Consider the following 19,529-nt stretch of genomic DNA (forward strand, 5'->3'; position numbering starts at 1 on the left):
GTTTTTTCTTTCCCCACAAAAATAAGAACTTTGGAGCTTACACACAAATTATGGACACTATCCGATTTTTTCACTCTTTGGGCACATATCTCCTCATATATAGAGGGCAAGACATAAAACGAAAGCAATAACTTTGAGATTCCAAAATATATCGCTACTTTTGACAGTAGTTTCTAGAAAAGCTCCTCTATATCAATCCTAAACCAATTCCATCCATCATGAAAAACTTTATTCAACTACTTATTCTCTATCTTTTCTTGTTTATCCCAAACAATGTTGCCACAGCTCAACAGAAAAGTGCACAATATTCCACATTAGGCAAGCATATCAAGGAATACAAAATCCCTTCAGGAGTAGGAGAAGAAGAGGAGGAAGAAGCAGACGAAGATCAAGGTGTTTATCGCATAGAGCTCACATTCACGGGCAACTTGGCAGTATTCTCCCCAACTTTGGTCGTTTCAGGCTATATCGACTCTACAGCTTGCCCCAAAGGACTGATAAGCAACCCTCAAAGCATGATATCACAAGAAGAACATGAAAGTCTTTACGACAACATCAACGAAATCATGTTCAACGAAGTACCTCCGCTTCACAATTTTCTCATATACGAGAAGTCTCCTAAAGTTTTCTCATCTCCTTTAATCTTTACCTCTCTCCCCAAATCACATGGGATGGATGTCTATATGTATTCTACTCCCAAAAACACTGCAATCAAAAATGAGAGCTCTAAAATCAAGGTTACAATGAAGGGCTTCTTCAGGGACAAACTTATGAAAACTGATACAATTGAAGTTACCTCAATCTACGCAGAAGATGCAGACTATAGCCTTCCTAGACCTTTTTCCTTTTCTGTGCGCGATCTCGATGCTGGAATGAACTCAATGCTAGATATCGTAGATTATTGTGCAAAACAATCAGGAGAGATTATGACTAAAAGGATGGATGAGATTATCAACCGCAACAAAAGATCACATAAATGAAAGCAGCAAGTACCATTGTACCTGCTGCCACGTGACACTATACGATTACCATAAAAGAGGGAACCAAATTGAATGGTATCCGCAGATTTTCAGAAAAATACAACCGAAGATGACTAAAGCTCCCCCAATGCCCAAGGTGAGTTCGATGGGATAAGCGTTAACTTTTTGGGAATTTCTATCTGATGCGGTTTTTACGAAAGGCTTGAGAATCTGGTTTTTGTGGGTAAAAGTTTCATAAGATGTTTGGAATTAAACCCAAATCGGTCATTAGACCGTTATAGTGCAAATTGTTCTGGAGAAGAAAACTTCCTGTCATCTTTCATTTTCTTGTTGGCATCTTGTTTCTCGTTGGTTCTCGACGTAGCCCGCTACGCCTTCAAGCTAACAACAAACCATCTGCTCAACAATCAAATAAAATCTGTTCAGAATCTAATGACCGATTTTGGTTAAAAGATAAAAAAAGAGTTATTAGGGCGACAAAAGGGAAAGAGCCGCGGTCGCGCTAGAAGTTGACGACACACAGATACTTTCCCTGATGTCTGATGATTGCTATTGGATGAATACCGACTAGTACCGCTTGGGCAGGCAAAGAGGATGCTAGATGGCGGACTACCTATTGGGCATTGCGCACGGCAGTGTCAAACTGCTGCAACAACCACTGGTTTTGAGCTTCTCGTGTCAGTTGCGAATTGTCGAGCACGAGGGCATCTTCTGCTTGTCGCAGAGGGCTTACTTCGCGATGAGAGTCGATGTAGTCACGTTCTTGCACGTTTTTCAAGATGTCATCATAGGAAGCAGGCAATCCTTTCGTTTGGAGTTCGTCATAACGGCGTTGCGCACGCACTTCAGCAGAGGCGGTGACAAAGATTTTGAGTTCTGCATGAGGGAACACAGCAGTCCCGATGTCGCGACCATCCATCACGATGCCTTTCTCCTCGCCCATGGCTTGTTGTGCAGCGGTCATGGCTTCGCGCACGAAGGGCAAAGCTGCAATGGGACTCACATGCTGGCTCACTTCAAGAGTGCGGATTTCATCTTCCACACGTTCTTCGTTGAGGTAAGTCACAGGCAGGTTAGTGGCAGGATCGAGTTTGAAATGCACTTTGACGTCTGACATACGCGCCTGCAGGTCTTCGGCTTTCACACTGCCATCGGCATTGAAAAGTTGATGGCGAAGGGCGAAGAGGGTGACAGCACGATACATGGCGCCACTGTCTACGTAGATGTAACCGACTTGTTGGGCAAGGGCTTTGGCCATGGTGCTTTTTCCGCACGAACTGTGGCCGTCGATAGCTATGATGATTTTAGACATTAGAATTTAGATGTTAGGGGTCGTAGACCCTTTTATGTTCGCCACGACAAGCGTGGCTCAGGCAAGGAGATTAGAGAGTAGACGTTAAGGGGAGGGGTAGACGTTAGAAATTAGACGTTAGAGGCTGTGCATGCTTGGACTAGAAGAACTAGTAGTGCTAGAAGAGCTAGAAAAGGACAATTCTCTATAATGTCCAATGTCTAATCTCTATATTCTAACATCTAATATCTAACACCTATTTTGGTCGCAGGGTCACGAGTGGCACCATCACCTCCTCCATAGACACACCGCCATGCTGGAAGGTGTCGCGATAGTACTGCACATAGTGGTTGTAATTGTTGGGATAGGCAAAGAAGCGCGTGCCCGTGGCAAAGATGTAAGCCGTAGAGAGATTGGGCGAAGGAAGTTTCAACGCGGCAGGATTGCGCACCTCAAACACCTCTTTCTTGGGATAATCGAGATTCTTCCCTAGTTTGTAGCGCAAGTTAGTATTGACATTGCGGTCACCAATCACCTTGCAGGGACGGTCTACGCGAATAGAACCGTGGTCGGTGGTGAGGATGACCTCAGCATCCCCTTCGGCAAGACGTCGGAAGAGCTCGCGGATGGCAGAATGACGGAACCACGAGAGGGTGATGGCGCGATAGGCTGCTTCATTGGCTGCTAATTCGCGTACCATTTTACTCTCCGTGCGCGCATGAGAGAGCATGTCGATGAAGTTGATGACGATGACATTGAGCGGATGTTTCGACCATTCGGAATAACTAGACAACACTTGGTCTGCCGCTGAAGAGTCATTGAGTTTGTGGTAAGAGAAGGGCGTGAGCTGGCGCAAACGTTCTAGCTGCTTGCGAATGAGTTCCTCCTCATGCAGATTCTTACCTTCATCTTCCTCCTCATCCACCCAAAGATTGGGATATTGAGTCTTGATGTCAAGTGGCATGAGGCCAGAGAAGAGCGCGTTACGCGCATATTGCGTCACCGTGGGGAGGATGGAATAATAGAGATTCTCCTCGATGTCGAAATCATTGGCGAGGGCTTTTGCCAGCGTGCGCCACTGATCGTAGCGGAAGTTGTCGAGCACCACCCACACCACTCGCTTTCCCTCCTTGAGTTTAGGGAGCACGGTCTGGCGCATCACCTGTGGCGAAAGCAAAGGAGTGTCTTCCGCATCGGGATGTTGCACCCACGATTCGTAATATTTGCGAATGAACTTGGTGAACGCAGCGTTGGCTTCATCCTTCTGGGCGCGCAGGAGTTCGTTCATCGCAGAGTCGGGCGCTTCCTCGAGTTGCAATTCCCAGTGCACGAGTTTTTTGTAGAGTTCCTTCCAAGCTTCTGCATCTTGGGCATCGTCCATGCTGAGCGCAATGCGAGAGAAATCTTGACGATAACCGATTTCGGTGTGCTCTTGTCGGATTTCCTGCGCGTGGATGTGCTTTTTGAGCGCGAGGAGAATCTGCATCGGATTCACAGGCTTCAAGAGATAGTCGGTGATTTGGGCACCGATAGCTTGATCCATCAAGTCTTCCGCCTCGTTTTTTGTCACCATCACCACGGGTATCTCAGGGTGCAGAGCCTTGATGGCGGAGAGGGTTTCCAAGCCAGAGAGTCCAGGCATGTTCTCATCGAGAAGGACGAGGTCGAAAGCCTGTGCTTTGCACAACTCCACGGCATCCGCACCGTTGTTGGCGGTGGTGATATCGTATCCTCGCTTCTCGAGGAAGATGCAGTGGGGACGGAGGAGATCGATTTCGTCGTCGATCCAAAGAAGGCGTGCGCTCATGAGAGGAGTGTTTTATCTGTCTTCCCACACAAGGTGAGAGGACGGTGAGAGAATCTTCCTACAAAGTTAGTGTAATTTGCGCGGTTGTGCAAGCGATTCTAAAGATTTGGAGTCGCTATTTTTAGTGATAGGTGGTATCAAGTGGCCACTTGAAAAGGGTAGATATATGGGGGAATTCCTTTTGAATGGGAGATGTCGAGGCATGGAAGAGTTAGCCTGTCCACCTTAGCCAAAAAATGAGGCCGCATCAAAACTTCAGCTTTTGATGTAGCCTCATAAATATGAAGTGTAGCTCAGAGTCTAGAGCGTAAGTTGTTTATTGCCTTCTGAGATGACAAGTTGTCCCGCAGTAGGATGCTCCACTTTGCGCCCACTGAGGTCGAAATTTACGGTTGCCTTCTTGTTCTTCTTAGTAGGAATAGAAGAGACACCAGTGATCTTATTGCGACCGAGACGGTAAACGACAGTAGCGTGTTTACGAACAGGAGTGCGGAGCACAGCCTTCACCGTGGTTTCCCCTGCCTTTTGGAGTTGGCAATCGTAGATATAATAGTCCATGGTGGGATCGAGAGCCGAGAACTTGGAGAAGTCGAAAACAGCTTCCTTGGTGGCTTCGCTCATGTTGGTGGCAGAAATAGCCACATCTCCATTAGCAAGGTCTTTCATGAAGTAGACCATGTTGTCGGTAGTGCCGATGTATTCCGCTTGTTGTCCTAGATCGTCTTGATCAAGGGCGATGAGATCGGCATTGGTCATGAGCTTCTTGTCGTCGGCAGTTATAGGTTTTGTGAGGTCGAAGGAGAGAAGCAAGGGAGAAGACCACATGCACCAGAGGGCAAACTGCGTGCGATATTCATCTTGTGTCATGCCAGGCTTTCCTGCCACGAGGTCGTTGCTCGATTTACCCGTGCCGTGGATACCCACACACATCATGTCGGCATCGTTGAAGCGGTTCACGCCAGAATAAGGCCAGAGGTCTTTCATCGCGGCAATACTTTGGATGATGCCGATGCCACCTTGCACTCCGTTCCATCCATCGCGAGTGTCGTAAGTGGCGCGCCAAACGGGTGATCCAGTGGTAGAACCCCATTTCCAAGGTTCGCGCGCCCCCCATTCGCACATATACAATAGGATGTTGCGGCCAGAAGCTTTGAGTGCATCGCCCATAGCTTTGTAGCGCACTTGAGCAGTGGCTGCATCTCCAGGTGCATGGCAGTAGTCATACTTGAGCAGGTCTACGCCCCACTCTGCATATTGCTTGGCATCTATTTTCTCTTTTCCAAACGAACCGAAAGCACCAGCGCAAGTGCGATCGGCAGCATCGGAATAAATACCAAATTTCAGTCCCTTGCTGTGAGCATAGTCCACCGTGGCCTTCATGCCTACTGGGAACTTGGCTGGGTCTTCTTGAGGACGGCCATCGGCATGGCGAGTCTTAGCGTGCCAGAGGTCGTCGATGATGAGGAAATTGTAGCCAGCATCTTTCAGGCCTTGTTTCACCATGGCATCAGACACTTTCTTCACCACATCAGTGGAAATCTTATCTTGTACCACGTTCCAAGAAATCCATCCCATCATGGGCTTTGCCATGGGGAGGTTCTTCTGAACGTTGAGAGAAGCCTTTGCAGTGGAAGGCTCTCCTTTGCCTTCCTGCATCACAACCGTGTATTTATAAACACCATCAGCTTCAGGCGCAGTACCTTCTACAGCGCGACGCTTGGCATTCCAAGTCAGACCATCGGGGAGATCGGTCACAGAGATATTGAGGGTGGAATCTGTGGTCACAATCTTGTGTAATACCCGGTTACCAGGAAGTGCAAAGATATCCATAGCGCAAGCGAGTGGAGACTTCAATACATCAGGAGAAACCATCTCAGGACGTGTGGAGTTTTGCTCGCGATAGATGAAATAGGCATTAGCCCAGTCGAAGTGATCTCCCCAGTTGCCTTGACCACCGCCGTTGTTCACCTCGAGAATCAGATACTTTGCATTGCGCACGTCGATATCGAGCTGAATAGGGGCAGAGTCGCGATCCATAGAACCGCTTTTGATCACTTGGTCTTGACCGTCTTGCCCACGGAGCAACACACGATAATCCAAAATGGCCGCTTTGTCGCGAGGATTGTTGGGATGTTCTACTTCTGCATCAATGCCACCCACAGCACGGAACGTGGTCACTGCGCCATTGAGTTTTACAACGATGCGAGAGGGGGCATGTACTCCCACGCCACTTTCGTAAGTGGTATTGCCCAAGCGAATAGGGTTTCCTTCGATGCTTTTATTGCGTTGTGGACTCTTCCAGCCATTTTCCATCTTTGACAGGTCGAGGCTGCTCAGTGGAATGAATTCTAGACTGGGGTCAGTCGAAACTGGAAGTTTCACCACATTGTCAGTGGCAACTTGCATCATAGGAGCAGCATGTGCTAGAGTTTGCAGTGCAGGTGTGCAGCAAGCCAGGCTTAAGCCAACAAGAAGAGTAGAATATTTCATGATAAAGTATATAGTTTCATAGGATTCTCTTTTCAAAATACACGAGCATTCAAACTTTAATCTGTAAAGTTGTGCAGGATGTCATGAAAAAGTAAAAAGTCGCCGCAAAGATACAAAATTATAATTGAATCCCATTCCTACTTTATTCGTTATTTTGCTATGTTCACTGTAAAAATATGGGGAATTATGCACAAAAATAATCCAGCGCAATGGTAAAATATACCATTACGCTGGATTGTTGTATATTCATGCTTAGACTTCTATTTAGCAAACTCGCTGCGGAGTGCCTAGGAGAGTCTTACAAGTATATGGTAATTAGCTAAGCTATTTTAGAGTTCCAAATCGCCGTCGTGGATTTCGTGCCAAGGAAGACCTTGCTTGTTGAGTTCTTCCATGAAGGGATCGGGATCGAACTCTTCCACATTGTGCACACCGGGTTTGTTCCACACTCCTTGCATAAAGAGGCGAGCACCGATGCAGGCAGGAACACCAGTGGTGTAGCTCACGCCCTGCATACCCGTTTCGTCGTATGCTGCTTGGTGAGAGCAATTGTTGTAGACATAGTAAGTGCGCTCCTTGCCATCCTTAATACCACGGATGCGGCAACCGATAGAGGTTTCTCCTTCGTAGTTTTCGCCCAAGTCTTGAGGATTGGGGAGAACAGCCTTGAGGAATTGGAGAGGCTGAATCATGTGCCCCTCATAGTTGATAGGTACGATAGAGTCCATGCCGATGTTTTGGATGACACGGAGGTGAGTGAGATACTCTTGTCCGAAAGTCATCCAGAAACGCGCACGCTTGATGGTGGGGAAGTTGATGACAAGGCTCTCGATCTCTTCGTGGTGGAGGAGGTAGCTCTCACGAGGGCCTATGTTAGGATAGGTGAGAGGTTGGTGAATCTCGAGGGGTTCGGTTTCCACCCATTTGCCATTTTCCCAGTAAAGACCCTTTTGAGTGATCTCGCGGATGTTGATTTCGGGGTTGAAGTTGGTGGCAAAAGCCTTACCATGATCACCAGCGTTGCAGTCCACGATGTCGAGATAGTGGATTTCGTCGAAGTGGTGCTTTGCAGCATAGGCGGTGAAAATAGAGGTGACACCAGGGTCGAAACCACAACCGAGGATGGCGCAAAGACCAGCCTTCTCGAAACGCTCGCGATAAGCCCACTGCCAGGAGTACTCGAAGTGAGCTTCGTCCTTAGGTTCGTAGTTGGCAGTGTCGAGATAGTGACATCCAGCTTCGAGACAAGCCTCCATGATGGTGAGGTCTTGATAGGGGAGTGCAAGATTCATCACCAAGTCGGGTTGAAACTCCTTGAAGAGCTTCACCAACTCGGGCACATTGTCGGCATCCACTTGAGCAGTTTTGATGTCGTTGCGCAAGCCCATGTCGGCAATGCGTTTGGCGATGGCTTCGCACTTAGAGACAGTGCGAGAAGCAATCATGATTTCGTCAAAAACATCTGAGTTTTTGGCCACTTTCACGGCGGCTACGGTGGCGACACCACCAGCGCCAATGATGAGAACTTTACCCATTTCTTGTTGAGTTATGCGTGAGTTGTGAATGGTTATCTGTAAATATATTGTCTGTGAGCGTAGAACTTACCTGCAAAGGTAGTGATTTCTAGTGAGATGATGTTCTTCTTTTCTGAGAAATCGCTATTTTTTTACTGCACCTCGTTTCCGTTGATGCCTAGTGCAGCCATCAAGCTGTAGCCGAGGAGTTCTTGTTGGAATCCACGCCCCATGATGGGTTGCATGGTGAAGAGGGTGATGTCTTTGCGGGGTAGCTCACTTCCCTTATCGTCTTTGGGAGGGTTGGCGCAGAGGTTTTTGATGCGCTGTGCTAAACGTGCGCTTTCATCGGTCATGCCATCCAAATCTGCAATCACCATGACACGCTCGCAGGCTGCATCACGCAACACTTCTTCAAACACCTGCACGAAATAGTCCTCAGGCGAAACGATGTCTTCTACACCATAGGCATTGAGCGCAAATTCTCCCAACTCATCGCGGAAGGCTTTTCCGTTGAGTTCTTCAGCAAAGTTGCAGGGGATAAAGTGTTGCAACTGTGTTTTATCTTTGGGGTGAATGAGATAAACGCGTGTTTCGTGGTCACCAGGGCGTAGTCCGCCATCCAGTGCCACGCAATCGAGCCATTTTGGGAAATCTCCTTTAGAAATTTGTCGGCCAATCATGCGCTCAAAATTTACGATGAGGTCGAATGCCACGTGGTCGAGGTGGGCAGTGTCGACAAGAATGATGTTGTGCAAAACTTATGCGTTAGAGTGATATGTAGAAGAATCCCCGACCAGTGTAGAGGATTCTAGAAATAGGGATAGAAAACTTCATTTCCACTGCAAATTTACGAGAAATCTGTGAGTTAGACAAGCATCGCATGTGCAGGAGCGGATAGGAAGTAGGAGCTGTGTATGCGGTATTGCGCAGGACTCTCTATAGTATATGGGTTGATAGATGTTAATATTGGGGTGTAGTAGTGTGAAGAATCTTATAAAAGCGTGTGATTTTGAAATCTTTTAACGGATAGGGTGGAGAATCAAGCCAGCAGAGGATGTGAGGTGGACGGTTACTCACGCGCGTACGACATGCGCGCCTTCCCTGGAGTTTTGCACTTTTTGCTTTCACAACCTTCACAGAGTAGGGTGAAAACTCGGCGTTTCTTCTCCAAAGGAGAGAGACTAGCTACTGTCCCTCTCTTAAGGTTTTGCTCCTGCCTTTTTCCTGATTGCTCCGCCTTTTAGGAGGGATAAGAAAGGGAAGTGTTAATAAATGTCCGAAATATTGTTGTAATAACTTGTTTGCCAGAAGATTATGAAGAAATTGGTGAAGGTTGTGAAAGCAAAAAGTGCGAATTTGCTGTAATGCGCGTACGCGTGCGTATGCGTTGATGCTGTTTTTAGAAGTTTTCACAGTGCAATCCTCGGATAAGTGTAGGCTAGAAGGGTGTCGCTCCCAGTGGGCAGAGAATATCTCCGAGAGATTTCAAAGAAAGTCTGAGAAAATCAGGAAAAAATCCGAGAGGTTTTCAAAATGTTCCGAGAGGATTAGGAAAATCGTGGAGAAAAGATTGAAGTCATGAGAGAAAGCCTTGGGGAAGGCTGTGCTGATGAATATGAAATAGTGGAATCGTTTGGTCAAGTCAAGGGAAAGGCGTATTTTTGCAGGGTCTAAGGCTCCGTAGCTTAGCTGAATAGAGCGTCAGATTCCGGTTCTGAAGGTCTTGGGTTTGAATCCCAACGGAGTCACTTTGCTGTGCATGAATAGAGTTTTTTACCCTAGAAAAGGGGTGGAAAATTGTAGAAATGTGCTGTGTGAGAGAGAAAAGAACGCAAAAATTTGGTAGTTTCAGAAAAACTTCCTACTTTTGCAATCGCAAATGAGACATGCGCTCCATGAGGTGCCATAGCTCAGTTGGTAGAGCAAAGGACTGAAAATCCTTGTGTCCCCGGTTCGATTCCTGGTGGCACCACTCTTTTCAACGCAAGTCTTTATTTGCAACCTTGGTGCCATAGCTCAGTTGGTAGAGCAAAGGACTGAAAATCCTTGTGTCCCCGGTTCGATTCCTGGTGGCACCACTTTGAAGAAAAGCAAAACGACGTAAACTCCTGATTTCTAAACGAAGTCGGGAGTTTTTATTTTTCCCACTTACGCAAAATATAGCAGAATATTACCGGTTTTGGTGGAGCAAAAGGTGGAGCAAAAACAGCAGAATGAAATCTCCACCGAAAAAGTCTCTTTACCACTGATATGCAGTGATTTGCGTGTCGACAACTCGTGAGTGATTTCCTGTCTTTGTTACAATTTCCGAAATAGAAACTCATAGAAAGAGAGGAGAATTAATGTCTCTACTCTGTAAATAAAAGCTCCTAAGCTTTCGGGCAAAAGCTTAGGTGGTTTGGAGAGTAAACTAAAGACTATTCGTTTGAACAAGAAAAAGCAGGCAGTAAGATTCTTCTTGCTGCCTGTTCTTGTTACGAGCTTACTGTATCGCCAGCAGCTTGCGGTATATTCCATCTTTTGCTTTGAGTTCGGCATGCGTGCCTTTCTCCATAAGTTGTCCTTTCTCAATCACGATAATTTGGTGGGCATTGCGGATGGTCTGCAAATGATGGGCAATGACCAAGACCGTGCGATTTCGGATAAGGGCAGACATTGCCTGCTGTATCTTGTATTCATTGACAGGATCAACATTGCTCGTTATCTCGTCCAAAAGAATGATGGGAGCGTCTTTCAAGAAAGCACGGGCGATTGAAAGCCTTTGTTTCTGCCCTCCGGACAGTCCCAAACCGTTTTCTCCGATTTTTGTTTCATAACCTTCTGGCAGACTGATGATAAAGTCGTGTATCATCGCCCGTCGTGCAGCTTCCTCGATCTCTTCCTGCGTAGCATTGCGGTTGCCCACTTTGATATTATTGGCAATGGTGTCTGAAAAGAGAATAACATTCTGCATCACCACACTGATTTTACCAAGTAGATAATCATAGTCCATTTCTCGAATGTCTATACCACCGATACGGATACTGCCGTTCTGCGGTTCCCAAAAACGAAGTAACAGGTTGGTAATGGTTGTTTTACCAGAACCTGACGAGCCAACAAGTGCCGTTACCGTCCGTTCGGGAACGTTGAACGTGAGATTTTTCATCTCAAAACTTTCTTTCTCATAATGGAACCCGACTCCCTCAAATGACAGGTCGAAGCGTTCCGCTGTTTTCGGCTGTGATGGATTGACGACAATGGGAGCGTCCAACAGGTGGGAAATGCGTCCGTAGCTGTCCTTTACCTTGATGTAGTTCAGCCAATGACTCTCCATATTGACAAAAGGTTTGTAGAACTCTTTCGAGACAATAATGAACATGAGGTAGGCAAAAACGGAAAGTTCTCCGTGCCAAGTCCACCAAAGACCGATTGTAGCCATCAGAGCGAAAGCCAACTCTATAAGGAAAGTGTATCTGCCCACACTCACAGCTGCCAAACGTGAAGTCTTCTTACTGCTTTCTCCAAATTCACTGACAGAGTGGTCGAGTCTGTCACGGAACATTCCTTTTCCTCCAAACACTTTCAAAACTGGAATGCCTTTGACGTATTCCACAAATAGGCTGACCATATCCGCCAGATTGTCCTGTGATTCCTCCTGTGCTTTCATTCCCGAGCGAATGCCTCGATACAAAGAAAATAGGGCAATAGGAAGAATGGCTACCATTGTCAATCCCATGAGCCAGTCCACACAGAAAAGTCCGATGCCAAGTATCAGAGCTACAATGAAGTCGGCGGACATCCGTGTCCATAGATGTCCCACAACCATTTCCATATTATCCACGTCTTTGTGTATGACGGTGCTTATTTCGCCCAGTCGTTCATTGGTATAGAAACCGAGTGAGAACATTTTCAGTTTCAAGATGATTTTCTCACGGATGCGTTCCACAAGGTCGAAGCCGGCAAAATGCTTGCTCATATCAGCAATGGCATTGGATATTGTTTTCAATACCAGCAGCCCGCCGAGTACCCATGCTGCCGAAATGAAAGAGATGCTTTCTCCCTGTATATGACGGTCGATAAGGAACAGGACGGTTAGCATGATTGCCGTGCCACAAAGAGCATAAACCACGAAAAACAGTGCAGAGATTATCAGATGCCGCACTCCGCGGGCGGTTAATTCATTCAGTATATTGCGTACCATTCTTATTCCTCCTCTTCTTTTAATTGCCATTTACTTACTTGTTCCTGCGTCTCTGTCATATTGTGATACAGAGAGCAGTCTTTCATCAGTTCTTGGTGTGTTCCTTTTGAAACGACCTGCCCCTTGTACATCACGACAATACGTTCCATCTCCTGAATGGTATTGAGACGGTGAGCAATGGTAATGACGGTCTTGTTGCGCTGCAATTCATCAAGAGCTTCTTGGATTAGTTTCTCATTCTCTCCGTCCAATGCGGCAGTGGCTTCATCGAGAATAACTATTGGAGAGTCTTTGAGCAACATTCGGGCGATGGAAATACGCTGTTTTTCTCCGCCAGAGAATTTTACGCCGGCTTCGCCCGCCAGCGTATCATAACCATTCGGCAATCCCATGATAAAATCATGAATACGGGCACGCTGTGCTGCCATTTCCACTTCTTTTTGTGTGGCGGTTGGTCTTCCTATACGGATATTATCCCGAATGGTTGTGTTAAATAGAAAAACCTCCTGCTGTACCATCGAAAAGTAATCAGCAATGTTGCGTTCGGAAAGCTCCGCAATACTCTCTCCTCCCAGTCGGATGGTACCCGTTTGAGGTTGCCAGAACCCCATCATCAAACTTGCCAGCGTGGTTTTTCCCGACCCTGACTCGCCCACGATAGCTGTATGGCTTCCTCTCGGAAATTGAAGACATACATCTATCAACGCATTGTCTTCCTTGTTTGGATAGGAGAATGTAACATGCTCGAAACAAATGTCTGTCTGTGTCGTATCCGTTTTCTTGTCCGCTGTATCCTTTGTCTGTACCTCTGTAATGGACTGTACCTTTGTCAGCGACTGCCCATAGACGATTCGGAAATGTTGGAATGTAGCCAATTTAGCAAAGGAAGACGAGAACAGTCCGCCCAAAATCAGGGCAAGGATAAAACGTGCCACAATCAGTTCGCCCGAACTCATCAGCCATAGACCGACAAGGGTCATTACCACGATACCGCCTTCCAAGAACATCGTTATCAATGTCATGGGAACGGTGACGCTGAACATGCTTCGCTTCACCCAACGAATATAATCGCGCATACCACCGAGTACCCGTTCCGTTCTGTTTTCCTCGTTACTGAAAGCCTTGATTACCGGTATGGTAGCCACATATTCCAAAAGGTCTTCCGACATTTTTTGCGTACTCTCCATAAAGTGGAGAAAGCTCTTGCCCCAAAGCGTTTTGACAGCCATTTGCAGAAGAAATGCCATAGGCAAAAGAGAAACGAGCGACAATCCCAACCGCCAGTCCAACAACATGACAATCACCCAAATCAAGGCGGGGAAAAGCGTTGCCGAGAGGATTTCGGGTAATCCGTGTGCCAAATAAATCTCGATTTGCTCCACGTCATGGTTAATGATGTTCACCAAGTCGCCCACCTTACGCTCCTGAAAAAATCCGAGTGGCAAGCGTTGCAAATGACTTATGATACGCAACCTCAATCGTGTAAGGGCATTGTAAGCCGAGCGGTGCGCCTGCCAAATCGAAGTTCCGTAAAACACGCTTCGAAGCAGTGCGAATAGTATCAATACTCCTCCAACTCCCCAAACTATTGTGGAAGAGAATGTGTCGTTCATCAACTTGTCCACCGCCCATACCACGAGCAACAGGGGCAGTGTGCCGAAAACGAGTTGCAGCACAACCACTGCATTGGAGAGCAGGCTACGACTCTCCCGTTCCTCTTCAAGAGGCTTCATTTTCTCTTTATTCATATCGATTTCTGTTTGATTTTTCTAAGATGCAAAGGTACGGAGATGAGCACGGATAAAATACCCTGAATGAATAGAAGAATGCCCCGAAACAATGTATCATAGAAATGCTACAACAGGGGCATACGTATGGAGAATAGGGGTATTTTCTGCGGAATAACCATTTTAACTTTGCAAGAAATTTCAAAGAGGAATATACTGTATGAAAGTTTCAAAATATGATTATACTTCAAAGTGTGTAAGTCTGTTGCTTCTTTCAATACTATTTCCGCTACACCTCTATGCGCAGACAAATACAGTCGAATTAAAGGTTGTCGATGCAGATAATGGAAATGGAATAGAGGCAGCAACTGTTCAATGGAAACTAATAGGAGCTCCTTCTTTTAAGAATGGTGCTTTAACCAATCGGCGTGGTATTGTACAAATACAAGCGAAAGGAGTCGATTCTTATGTTGTTTTAACCCGATATGTCGGTTATGAAACGGCTATAGATACGTTGAAATCGTCCATAGAAAAGCATACAATACGTCTTCGGGCAAATGCGCGAGAGTTGGATGGCGTTGTTGTTACAGGTAAATCCAAAGTTCAATTTATGCGTGAGTCTCCTGAAGCAATTACTGTAATCAATGGTAAAGATTTACAAGGTCGCTCAGTTTCTTTGGAGACCATCTTAGATAAGACCATAGGATTGAAAGTCGGACAAACTGGTGGTTTGGGAAGCAGTTCAAGAATTATTGTTCATGGATTAGAAGGCAATCGCATCCAAATACTGTGGGATGGAATTCCTATGAGCACTTCGGACGGTACGTTTTCTCTTGATGAAATTCCTATAGATATTATCGAACGGATAGAAGTCTATAAGAGTATCATTCCTGCTCGTTTCGGTTGCGACGGATTGGGGGGAGCGGTCAATATCGTTACGAAAGAATTCAGTACGGACTATTTAGATGCTTCGTATGAATTAGGTTCTTATCAAACACACAAAGGAAGCGTCTTCTCTCGCAAGAATTTCCCAAAGAGTGGTATTTTGCTCGGTGCAGGAGGGTATTATACTTCTGCAAAGAATGATTACTCCTTCAGAGTTCCCGAAAGAGAGAACCTATTGGTGAAGCGAGACCATGACCGTTTTCGTTCGTATATGCTGAAAGGGAAAGTCGCTTTTACGAAACTTTGGTTCGATGAGATTAGTACAGAGTTCGGGTATTACAACCGTTTTAACGAGATACAAGGAGTCCTGAAGAATATCCAGCACGCTGAAAACAAATCCGGGATGTTTATGCTCGAAAACAAACTGATAAAAAGCGGAATACTGAACAATCGACTTAACTTCGAGTCGCATTTCTCTCTCTCGCATACGACGAACAATTTTGTGGATACGGCACGAGTTAATCACGATTTTGAGGGAAATATATATCCGAGCCCGAACGGACAGGGAGAAACGGGGGACGTTCCTCACAACTCAAACGACAAAGGTTTGGAAATCAACGAACGTATCAACCTTGATTACAAATTGTCCACCAATCACAGTTTGAACCTGAACACGCTTATTAACTATGCCCAAAGACAACCGAATGATGACATTGCGAGTCAGCACGCAGGGTTTATTATCGGAGGATTTCCAAGCAAAAAGACCAGTATTGTCTCAGGATTGACTTGGGAAGCGAAACTCTTCGGTAGAAAACTGACGAATATGTTCTCAGCAAAGTATTTCCATCTCCATTCCGAGATAGAGGATTTGACTTCATACGAGATGATCGAGGCTCCGAAGAAAAAGAGCAATACGACATCGCAAATCGGCTGGATAGAGGCAATGAAGTACGAACCGTTCAGAGGTTTTCACTTGAAGGTATCTTACCAACGGGCGATACGACTCCCCAATTCGCAAGAGCTGTTCGGCGATGGTATCATTACCTTTCCTGCTGCCGGACTGAAACCGGAAAAAAGCCATAACTTCAATCTGGGTTTCTTGATAGATAAAAACGATGTACTCGGCCTGTCGCGATTGCAATTTGAAGTGAATGGCTTTTATATGCAGGTGAGCGATATGATAAAACTGATGAAACAACATATGGCAGCCGGATATGTGAATGCGGAAAAGGTACATATCAAAGGTATAGAGACCGAGTTGAAACTGGATATATCGCCGACGGTCTATGCTTACGGGAACCTGACTTATCAGGACGTCCGCGATGTTTTGGACTATTTGCCGGGCACCCAAGCCCCTAATCCGACAAAAGGATTGCGACTGCCGAATATTCCCTACCTGTTTGCCAACTTCGGAGCGGAATACCACAGCGACCGATTGTTCAAGAATTGGTATGTCAAGGCATTCTGGGACGGGAAGTTCACGGAAGAGTTCTTCTACTTTTGGGAACTTACTGAATTGCTGAAACGACGTATTCCTCGCAGTTTCGTCAATGATATTGGTCTGCTATTGACCTACAAGAACAAATATTCCATCGCTTTGGAATGCCACAACCTGATGAATAAAGAAGTGTGGGACCAGTTCCGCCAACCGTTGGCAGGACGGACATTCCACCTCAAATTCAGATATGTCTTCTCGAAAGGTATTTTATAATTCTAAACATAAATAAAAATGAGAACAACATTGAAGAACATAGCCCTTTCTGCTATGCTGGTCGGCTCCATAGGGCTGACGTCCTGCGACAAGAACGATGACCCGAAACCAACGCCCAATGAGGTGCAACAGCATTTTGCCTTTGTGCATTATGTGGACAAAAGTGCTTACGTCGGCACGTTCGGTGATTTGACACCTCAAGCCACCAACAACAAGAAAGCATTCGAATTTGGCTTTGGGTGTTATCTCTTCGCAAAAGGAAACACGGTACTTGTGCCCGAAGGGAAATTCGGAGATAAGGTACACAAGTTTACAAGAGGGGCGCACGGCGAACTGCTAAAAGTAGGTACGATGACCTTTGAACAGATGGCGCAACCCGGAGAAATCAATTTCATCGACGAGCAGCGGGCATACGTCGCTTTGCACGGAAGGGGAAAGATTGCTCTAATCAATACCGCTACGTTGCAAAAAGAGGATGAAATTGACCTCTCGTCTTATGCTGTTCAGGACAATAATCCCGACCCCGGTTGCAACGTCATTCGAGACGGAAAGATGTATGTAGCCCTCAACCAGCTTAATTCGCCCCACACCTCCGTACCGGGGACGGGTGCAGAGGTGGCTGTTATTGACCTTAAAACGAAAAAGACCGAAGTCATTAAGGACAGTCGCACAAGTGTTGTCGGATTGTTCCGTCACTCCGATGCCTTTATGGACGAGCGGGGCGACATCTACTTTTACAGTGCGGGCAACAACTTCAACGTTGCCAATAAGGAAGGTTTCCTGCGTATCCGCAAAGGAAGCGACCAATGGGACGCCGACTACCTGTTCAACCTGTCGAAGACAACCATAAAAGGGATTGGCAAAACGGGGCAGTATATGATTAAGTCTTACTATGCGGGTAATGGCATTGTATATAGTTGCTTGAAAGTAACGGATACGGAATTCGGAATACTCAAGAAAGACTTCCAACCCGTGAAAATCGACATTTGGAACAAAACCATCGAAAAACTCGATTTGCCAATGACCGACAGCAATGGCTCTTTTGCCATAACCCGCTACAAAGATTTCATCGTCTTTGGTATGACGTGCAATAATGGAACGGGCTACTATACCTACAATACCAAGACGGGTGAATGCTCGCAAACTCCCGTCGTTACTGCCGTGGGAATACCTTCAAGTTTAGTCGCGTTTGAGTAACCAAATACGATATACGGAAGAACTCATAAGAAACCCATCAAAAGCACCTAAGCTTTCTGCCGATTACACCTAAGCTTTTGAGCAAAAGCTTAGGTGCTTTTTGCAATAAATCAAGTACATTTGCGTTATCGAACAGAAAGCCTTTGCCGAAAGCCAATACCTCCGACTTCGGCAGGGGAAGTAAAAGGAGGAAAAACTATTGATTTATGGCTAACAAACCATTACAGTTCGTTCTTGTAGAACGCAAATTGAACGTCGGTGCAAATGCCGGTAAAGTCGTGCAAATAGCCCAGCCAACGGGTAGACATCGAGTGCGTTTCCGCAATTTCTGTGAGCGTGTGGCGAAATCGACTACATTCAACCGTCAGGAAGTGGAAGCCGTATTGAACTACGCCACCGAGATTGCCAGAGATATCGTGGTAAATGGCGACATCGTAGAATTTGGTGATTTAGGTACGCTCAAACCTTCATTCAAGAGTAAATCCGTCCCTAAAGGCGAGGTTTTTAATGTGCAGAAGCATATCGAGAAACCGGTTGTACGTCTCAGCCCATCGAAGAAATACTTTACACTTACCGATGTGAGCTACGAGCAAACGACGGCCAAACCCAAGAAAGGTGAGAAGCCGAACGACAGTGGTAATGAGGAATATCCGTAATTTCATTAAAGTGGCGGAGCGACTGGCGGCAAAGGCAGTTGCTTCACTTATATCAATAATTAATATAAAAACGCAATGAGAATAGAAGTTGAATACAAAAATCACACTGGGGAACTAACCCCTAAGACATTCCCAATGACACGACTTGCTTTTGCTAAACATTTAGCGATTGCCGGACAAGCTTATGCTCCTTGTCTACAGAAATTTATTCGATCCGTTGGTATGTATTGGAGTTATAGCTATTATATACAAAAAAGGGCTTTTAATGAAGATCGTTTTTCAGAGCCACCAATTCAACTCTCGGATCCTACAGAAAAAAGTCATTTTTCTAATCTTGCAGGGAAAGCCATTGCAGATTTTCTTTCAAAACGAATAGATCAGAGTATTTTCACCGTGAATTATGAAGCTGCAATGAGGTTAAGGAATATACCTATTAAGGGTTGTCGACCGGATTTACTTGCTTATAAATCCAATGAGAATATATTCGCTATTGAGGCTAAAGGCTATTCGGGCGGATGCAGAAATATGCAAAAACATAAGGATCAATCCCAACAAGGTGAAATCCCTGTTAATTTTTCGGTTGCATGTGTCTCATATGATCTTTACAAAAAGGTTAAGTGCAACTATTATGATCCGTTCAATGACAACATTCCATTTGATGAAGAGCTATTTAGAGAGCTAACGAAAAATTATTACAGAGGGCTTTCGGAGTTCTTGATCTTTCCCCATAGAGAGCACCAGATTCAAGACGAATCTTTTTATGAAGTAGAATTGTTTCCTCATTTTTTTGAAGAAATTCTATCAGACAATATGCATTTTCGTTATTACAGAGACTTTTGTCGAGATGTTTATTATCGTTGCCCAAGATTAATATTGCCTGGTAGAATCAGAGAATATGCAGAAGCTGGTTTGCCAAGAGAAACAAGACCTTTTTCATTTGAGGGAGGAGAACGAGACCACGATTTATACATAGATAATGACAGAGTTGGACTAATAATAAATAGCACAACCTAATAATGGTAAGTAAGTGTTCAAAATTAAACTGCAATGTGTCTTGACTTCGGGACTGCGAGACAGACAGCCCTCGC

Annotated in this window: 12 protein-coding genes and 3 tRNA genes; 8 read left to right on the forward strand and 7 right to left on the reverse strand. The window is 45.6% G+C overall.

What is annotated here, in order from left to right; genetic code table 11:
• Positions 1 to 218 precede the first annotated feature (218 nt).
• Positions 219 to 980 carry a hypothetical protein gene (locus HMPREF9999_RS02500; protein WP_009436735.1) on the forward strand — a complete coding sequence of 254 codons (762 nt, stop codon included), beginning with the start codon at positions 219 to 221 and terminating at the stop codon, positions 978 to 980.
• Positions 981 to 1,593: 613 nt separating this feature from the next.
• Here the strand turns inward: HMPREF9999_RS02500 and cmk are convergent.
• The 5 genes from cmk to HMPREF9999_RS02530 form a co-directional block, all read right to left on the reverse strand.
• Positions 1,594 to 2,292 carry a (d)CMP kinase gene (gene cmk / locus HMPREF9999_RS02505; RefSeq protein ID WP_009436737.1) on the reverse strand — a complete coding sequence of 233 codons (699 nt, stop codon included), beginning with the start codon at positions 2,290 to 2,292 and terminating at the stop codon, positions 1,594 to 1,596.
• Positions 2,293 to 2,527: 235 nt separating this feature from the next.
• Entirely contained in the window at positions 2,528 to 4,078 is a 1,551-nt protein-coding gene (locus HMPREF9999_RS02510; RefSeq protein ID WP_009436738.1) for a PglZ domain-containing protein, read from the reverse strand.
• 300 nt (positions 4,079 to 4,378) lie between these two features.
• Positions 4,379 to 6,568, reverse strand: a complete 2,190-nt coding sequence (locus tag HMPREF9999_RS10200; RefSeq protein ID WP_009436739.1) for an NPCBM/NEW2 domain-containing protein — start codon at positions 6,566 to 6,568, stop codon at positions 4,379 to 4,381.
• Between the two features lie 329 nt (positions 6,569 to 6,897).
• Positions 6,898 to 8,103, reverse strand: coding sequence for a saccharopine dehydrogenase family protein (locus HMPREF9999_RS02525; RefSeq protein WP_009436740.1), 1,206 nt, complete (start codon positions 8,101 to 8,103; stop codon positions 6,898 to 6,900).
• Positions 8,104 to 8,234: 131 nt separating this feature from the next.
• Positions 8,235 to 8,840 carry a DUF6621 family protein gene (locus tag HMPREF9999_RS02530; RefSeq protein WP_009436741.1) on the reverse strand — a complete coding sequence of 202 codons (606 nt, stop codon included), beginning with the start codon at positions 8,838 to 8,840 and terminating at the stop codon, positions 8,235 to 8,237.
• Positions 8,841 to 9,759: 919 nt separating this feature from the next.
• On the opposite strand from HMPREF9999_RS02530, the gene HMPREF9999_RS02540 reads away from it, so the two are divergent.
• The 3 genes from HMPREF9999_RS02540 (at position 9,760) to HMPREF9999_RS02550 (ending at position 10,163) form a co-directional block, all read left to right on the forward strand.
• Positions 9,760 to 9,833, forward strand: a tRNA-Arg gene (locus tag HMPREF9999_RS02540).
• Positions 9,834 to 9,984: 151 nt separating this feature from the next.
• Positions 9,985 to 10,057, forward strand: a tRNA-Phe gene (locus HMPREF9999_RS02545).
• A 33-nt stretch (positions 10,058 to 10,090) separates the two neighbouring features.
• Positions 10,091 to 10,163: transfer RNA gene (locus tag HMPREF9999_RS02550), tRNA-Phe, on the forward strand.
• A gap of 404 nt (positions 10,164 to 10,567) precedes the next feature.
• On the opposite strand, the gene HMPREF9999_RS02555 is transcribed toward HMPREF9999_RS02550, so the two are convergent.
• Both HMPREF9999_RS02555 and HMPREF9999_RS02560 read right to left on the reverse strand, forming a co-directional pair.
• Entirely contained in the window at positions 10,568 to 12,265 is a 1,698-nt protein-coding gene (locus HMPREF9999_RS02555) for an ABC transporter ATP-binding protein (protein WP_044062964.1), read from the reverse strand.
• Positions 12,266 to 12,267: 2 nt separating this feature from the next.
• On the reverse strand, positions 12,268 to 14,013 hold the full coding sequence (locus HMPREF9999_RS02560; RefSeq protein ID WP_009436745.1) for an ABC transporter ATP-binding protein: 1,746 nt from the start codon (positions 14,011 to 14,013) through the stop codon (positions 12,268 to 12,270).
• A 241-nt stretch (positions 14,014 to 14,254) separates the two neighbouring features.
• Here HMPREF9999_RS02560 and HMPREF9999_RS02565 point away from each other — a divergent pair, with 241 nt between their 5' ends.
• The 4 genes from HMPREF9999_RS02565 (at position 14,255) to HMPREF9999_RS02580 (ending at position 19,455) form a co-directional block, all read left to right on the forward strand.
• Positions 14,255 to 16,588 (forward strand): TonB-dependent receptor, encoded by a 2,334-nt coding sequence (locus HMPREF9999_RS02565; protein WP_410488778.1) that lies wholly within the window; start codon positions 14,255 to 14,257, stop codon positions 16,586 to 16,588.
• Between the two features lie 18 nt (positions 16,589 to 16,606).
• Complete coding sequence (locus HMPREF9999_RS02570; protein ID WP_009436747.1) at positions 16,607 to 17,785, forward strand: hypothetical protein; 1,179 nt, start codon at positions 16,607 to 16,609, stop codon at positions 17,783 to 17,785.
• Between the two features lie 206 nt (positions 17,786 to 17,991).
• Positions 17,992 to 18,441 carry a DNA-binding protein gene (locus HMPREF9999_RS02575; RefSeq protein ID WP_009436748.1) on the forward strand — a complete coding sequence of 150 codons (450 nt, stop codon included), beginning with the start codon at positions 17,992 to 17,994 and terminating at the stop codon, positions 18,439 to 18,441.
• Positions 18,442 to 18,516: 75 nt separating this feature from the next.
• Positions 18,517 to 19,455, forward strand: coding sequence for a hypothetical protein (locus tag HMPREF9999_RS02580; RefSeq protein ID WP_009436749.1), 939 nt, complete (start codon positions 18,517 to 18,519; stop codon positions 19,453 to 19,455).
• Positions 19,456 to 19,529: the final 74 nt, after the last annotated feature.

The organism is Alloprevotella sp. oral taxon 473 str. F0040 (genome assembly GCF_000318095.2).
Lineage (GTDB): Bacteria > Bacteroidota > Bacteroidia > Bacteroidales > Bacteroidaceae > Alloprevotella.

Excerpts from the sequence above, each read along its gene's own strand:
- HMPREF9999_RS02555 (WP_044062964.1), bottom strand. The coding sequence starts at position 12,265 with ATGGTACGCAATATACTGAATGAATTAACCGCCCGCGGAGTGCGGCAT.
- HMPREF9999_RS02580 (WP_009436749.1), top strand. The coding sequence starts at position 18,517 with ATGAGAATAGAAGTTGAATACAAAAATCACACTGGGGAACTAACCCCT.
- cmk (WP_009436737.1), bottom strand. The coding sequence starts at position 2,292 with ATGTCTAAAATCATCATAGCTATCGACGGCCACAGTTCGTGCGGAAAA.
- HMPREF9999_RS10200 (WP_009436739.1), bottom strand. The coding sequence starts at position 6,568 with ATGAAATATTCTACTCTTCTTGTTGGCTTAAGCCTGGCTTGCTGCACA.
- HMPREF9999_RS02570 (WP_009436747.1), top strand. The coding sequence starts at position 16,607 with ATGAGAACAACATTGAAGAACATAGCCCTTTCTGCTATGCTGGTCGGC.
- HMPREF9999_RS02525 (WP_009436740.1), bottom strand. The coding sequence starts at position 8,103 with ATGGGTAAAGTTCTCATCATTGGCGCTGGTGGTGTCGCCACCGTAGCC.
- HMPREF9999_RS02500 (WP_009436735.1), top strand. The coding sequence starts at position 219 with ATGAAAAACTTTATTCAACTACTTATTCTCTATCTTTTCTTGTTTATC.
- HMPREF9999_RS02575 (WP_009436748.1), top strand. The coding sequence starts at position 17,992 with ATGGCTAACAAACCATTACAGTTCGTTCTTGTAGAACGCAAATTGAAC.
- HMPREF9999_RS02510 (WP_009436738.1), bottom strand. The coding sequence starts at position 4,078 with ATGAGCGCACGCCTTCTTTGGATCGACGACGAAATCGATCTCCTCCGT.
- HMPREF9999_RS02560 (WP_009436745.1), bottom strand. The coding sequence starts at position 14,013 with ATGAATAAAGAGAAAATGAAGCCTCTTGAAGAGGAACGGGAGAGTCGT.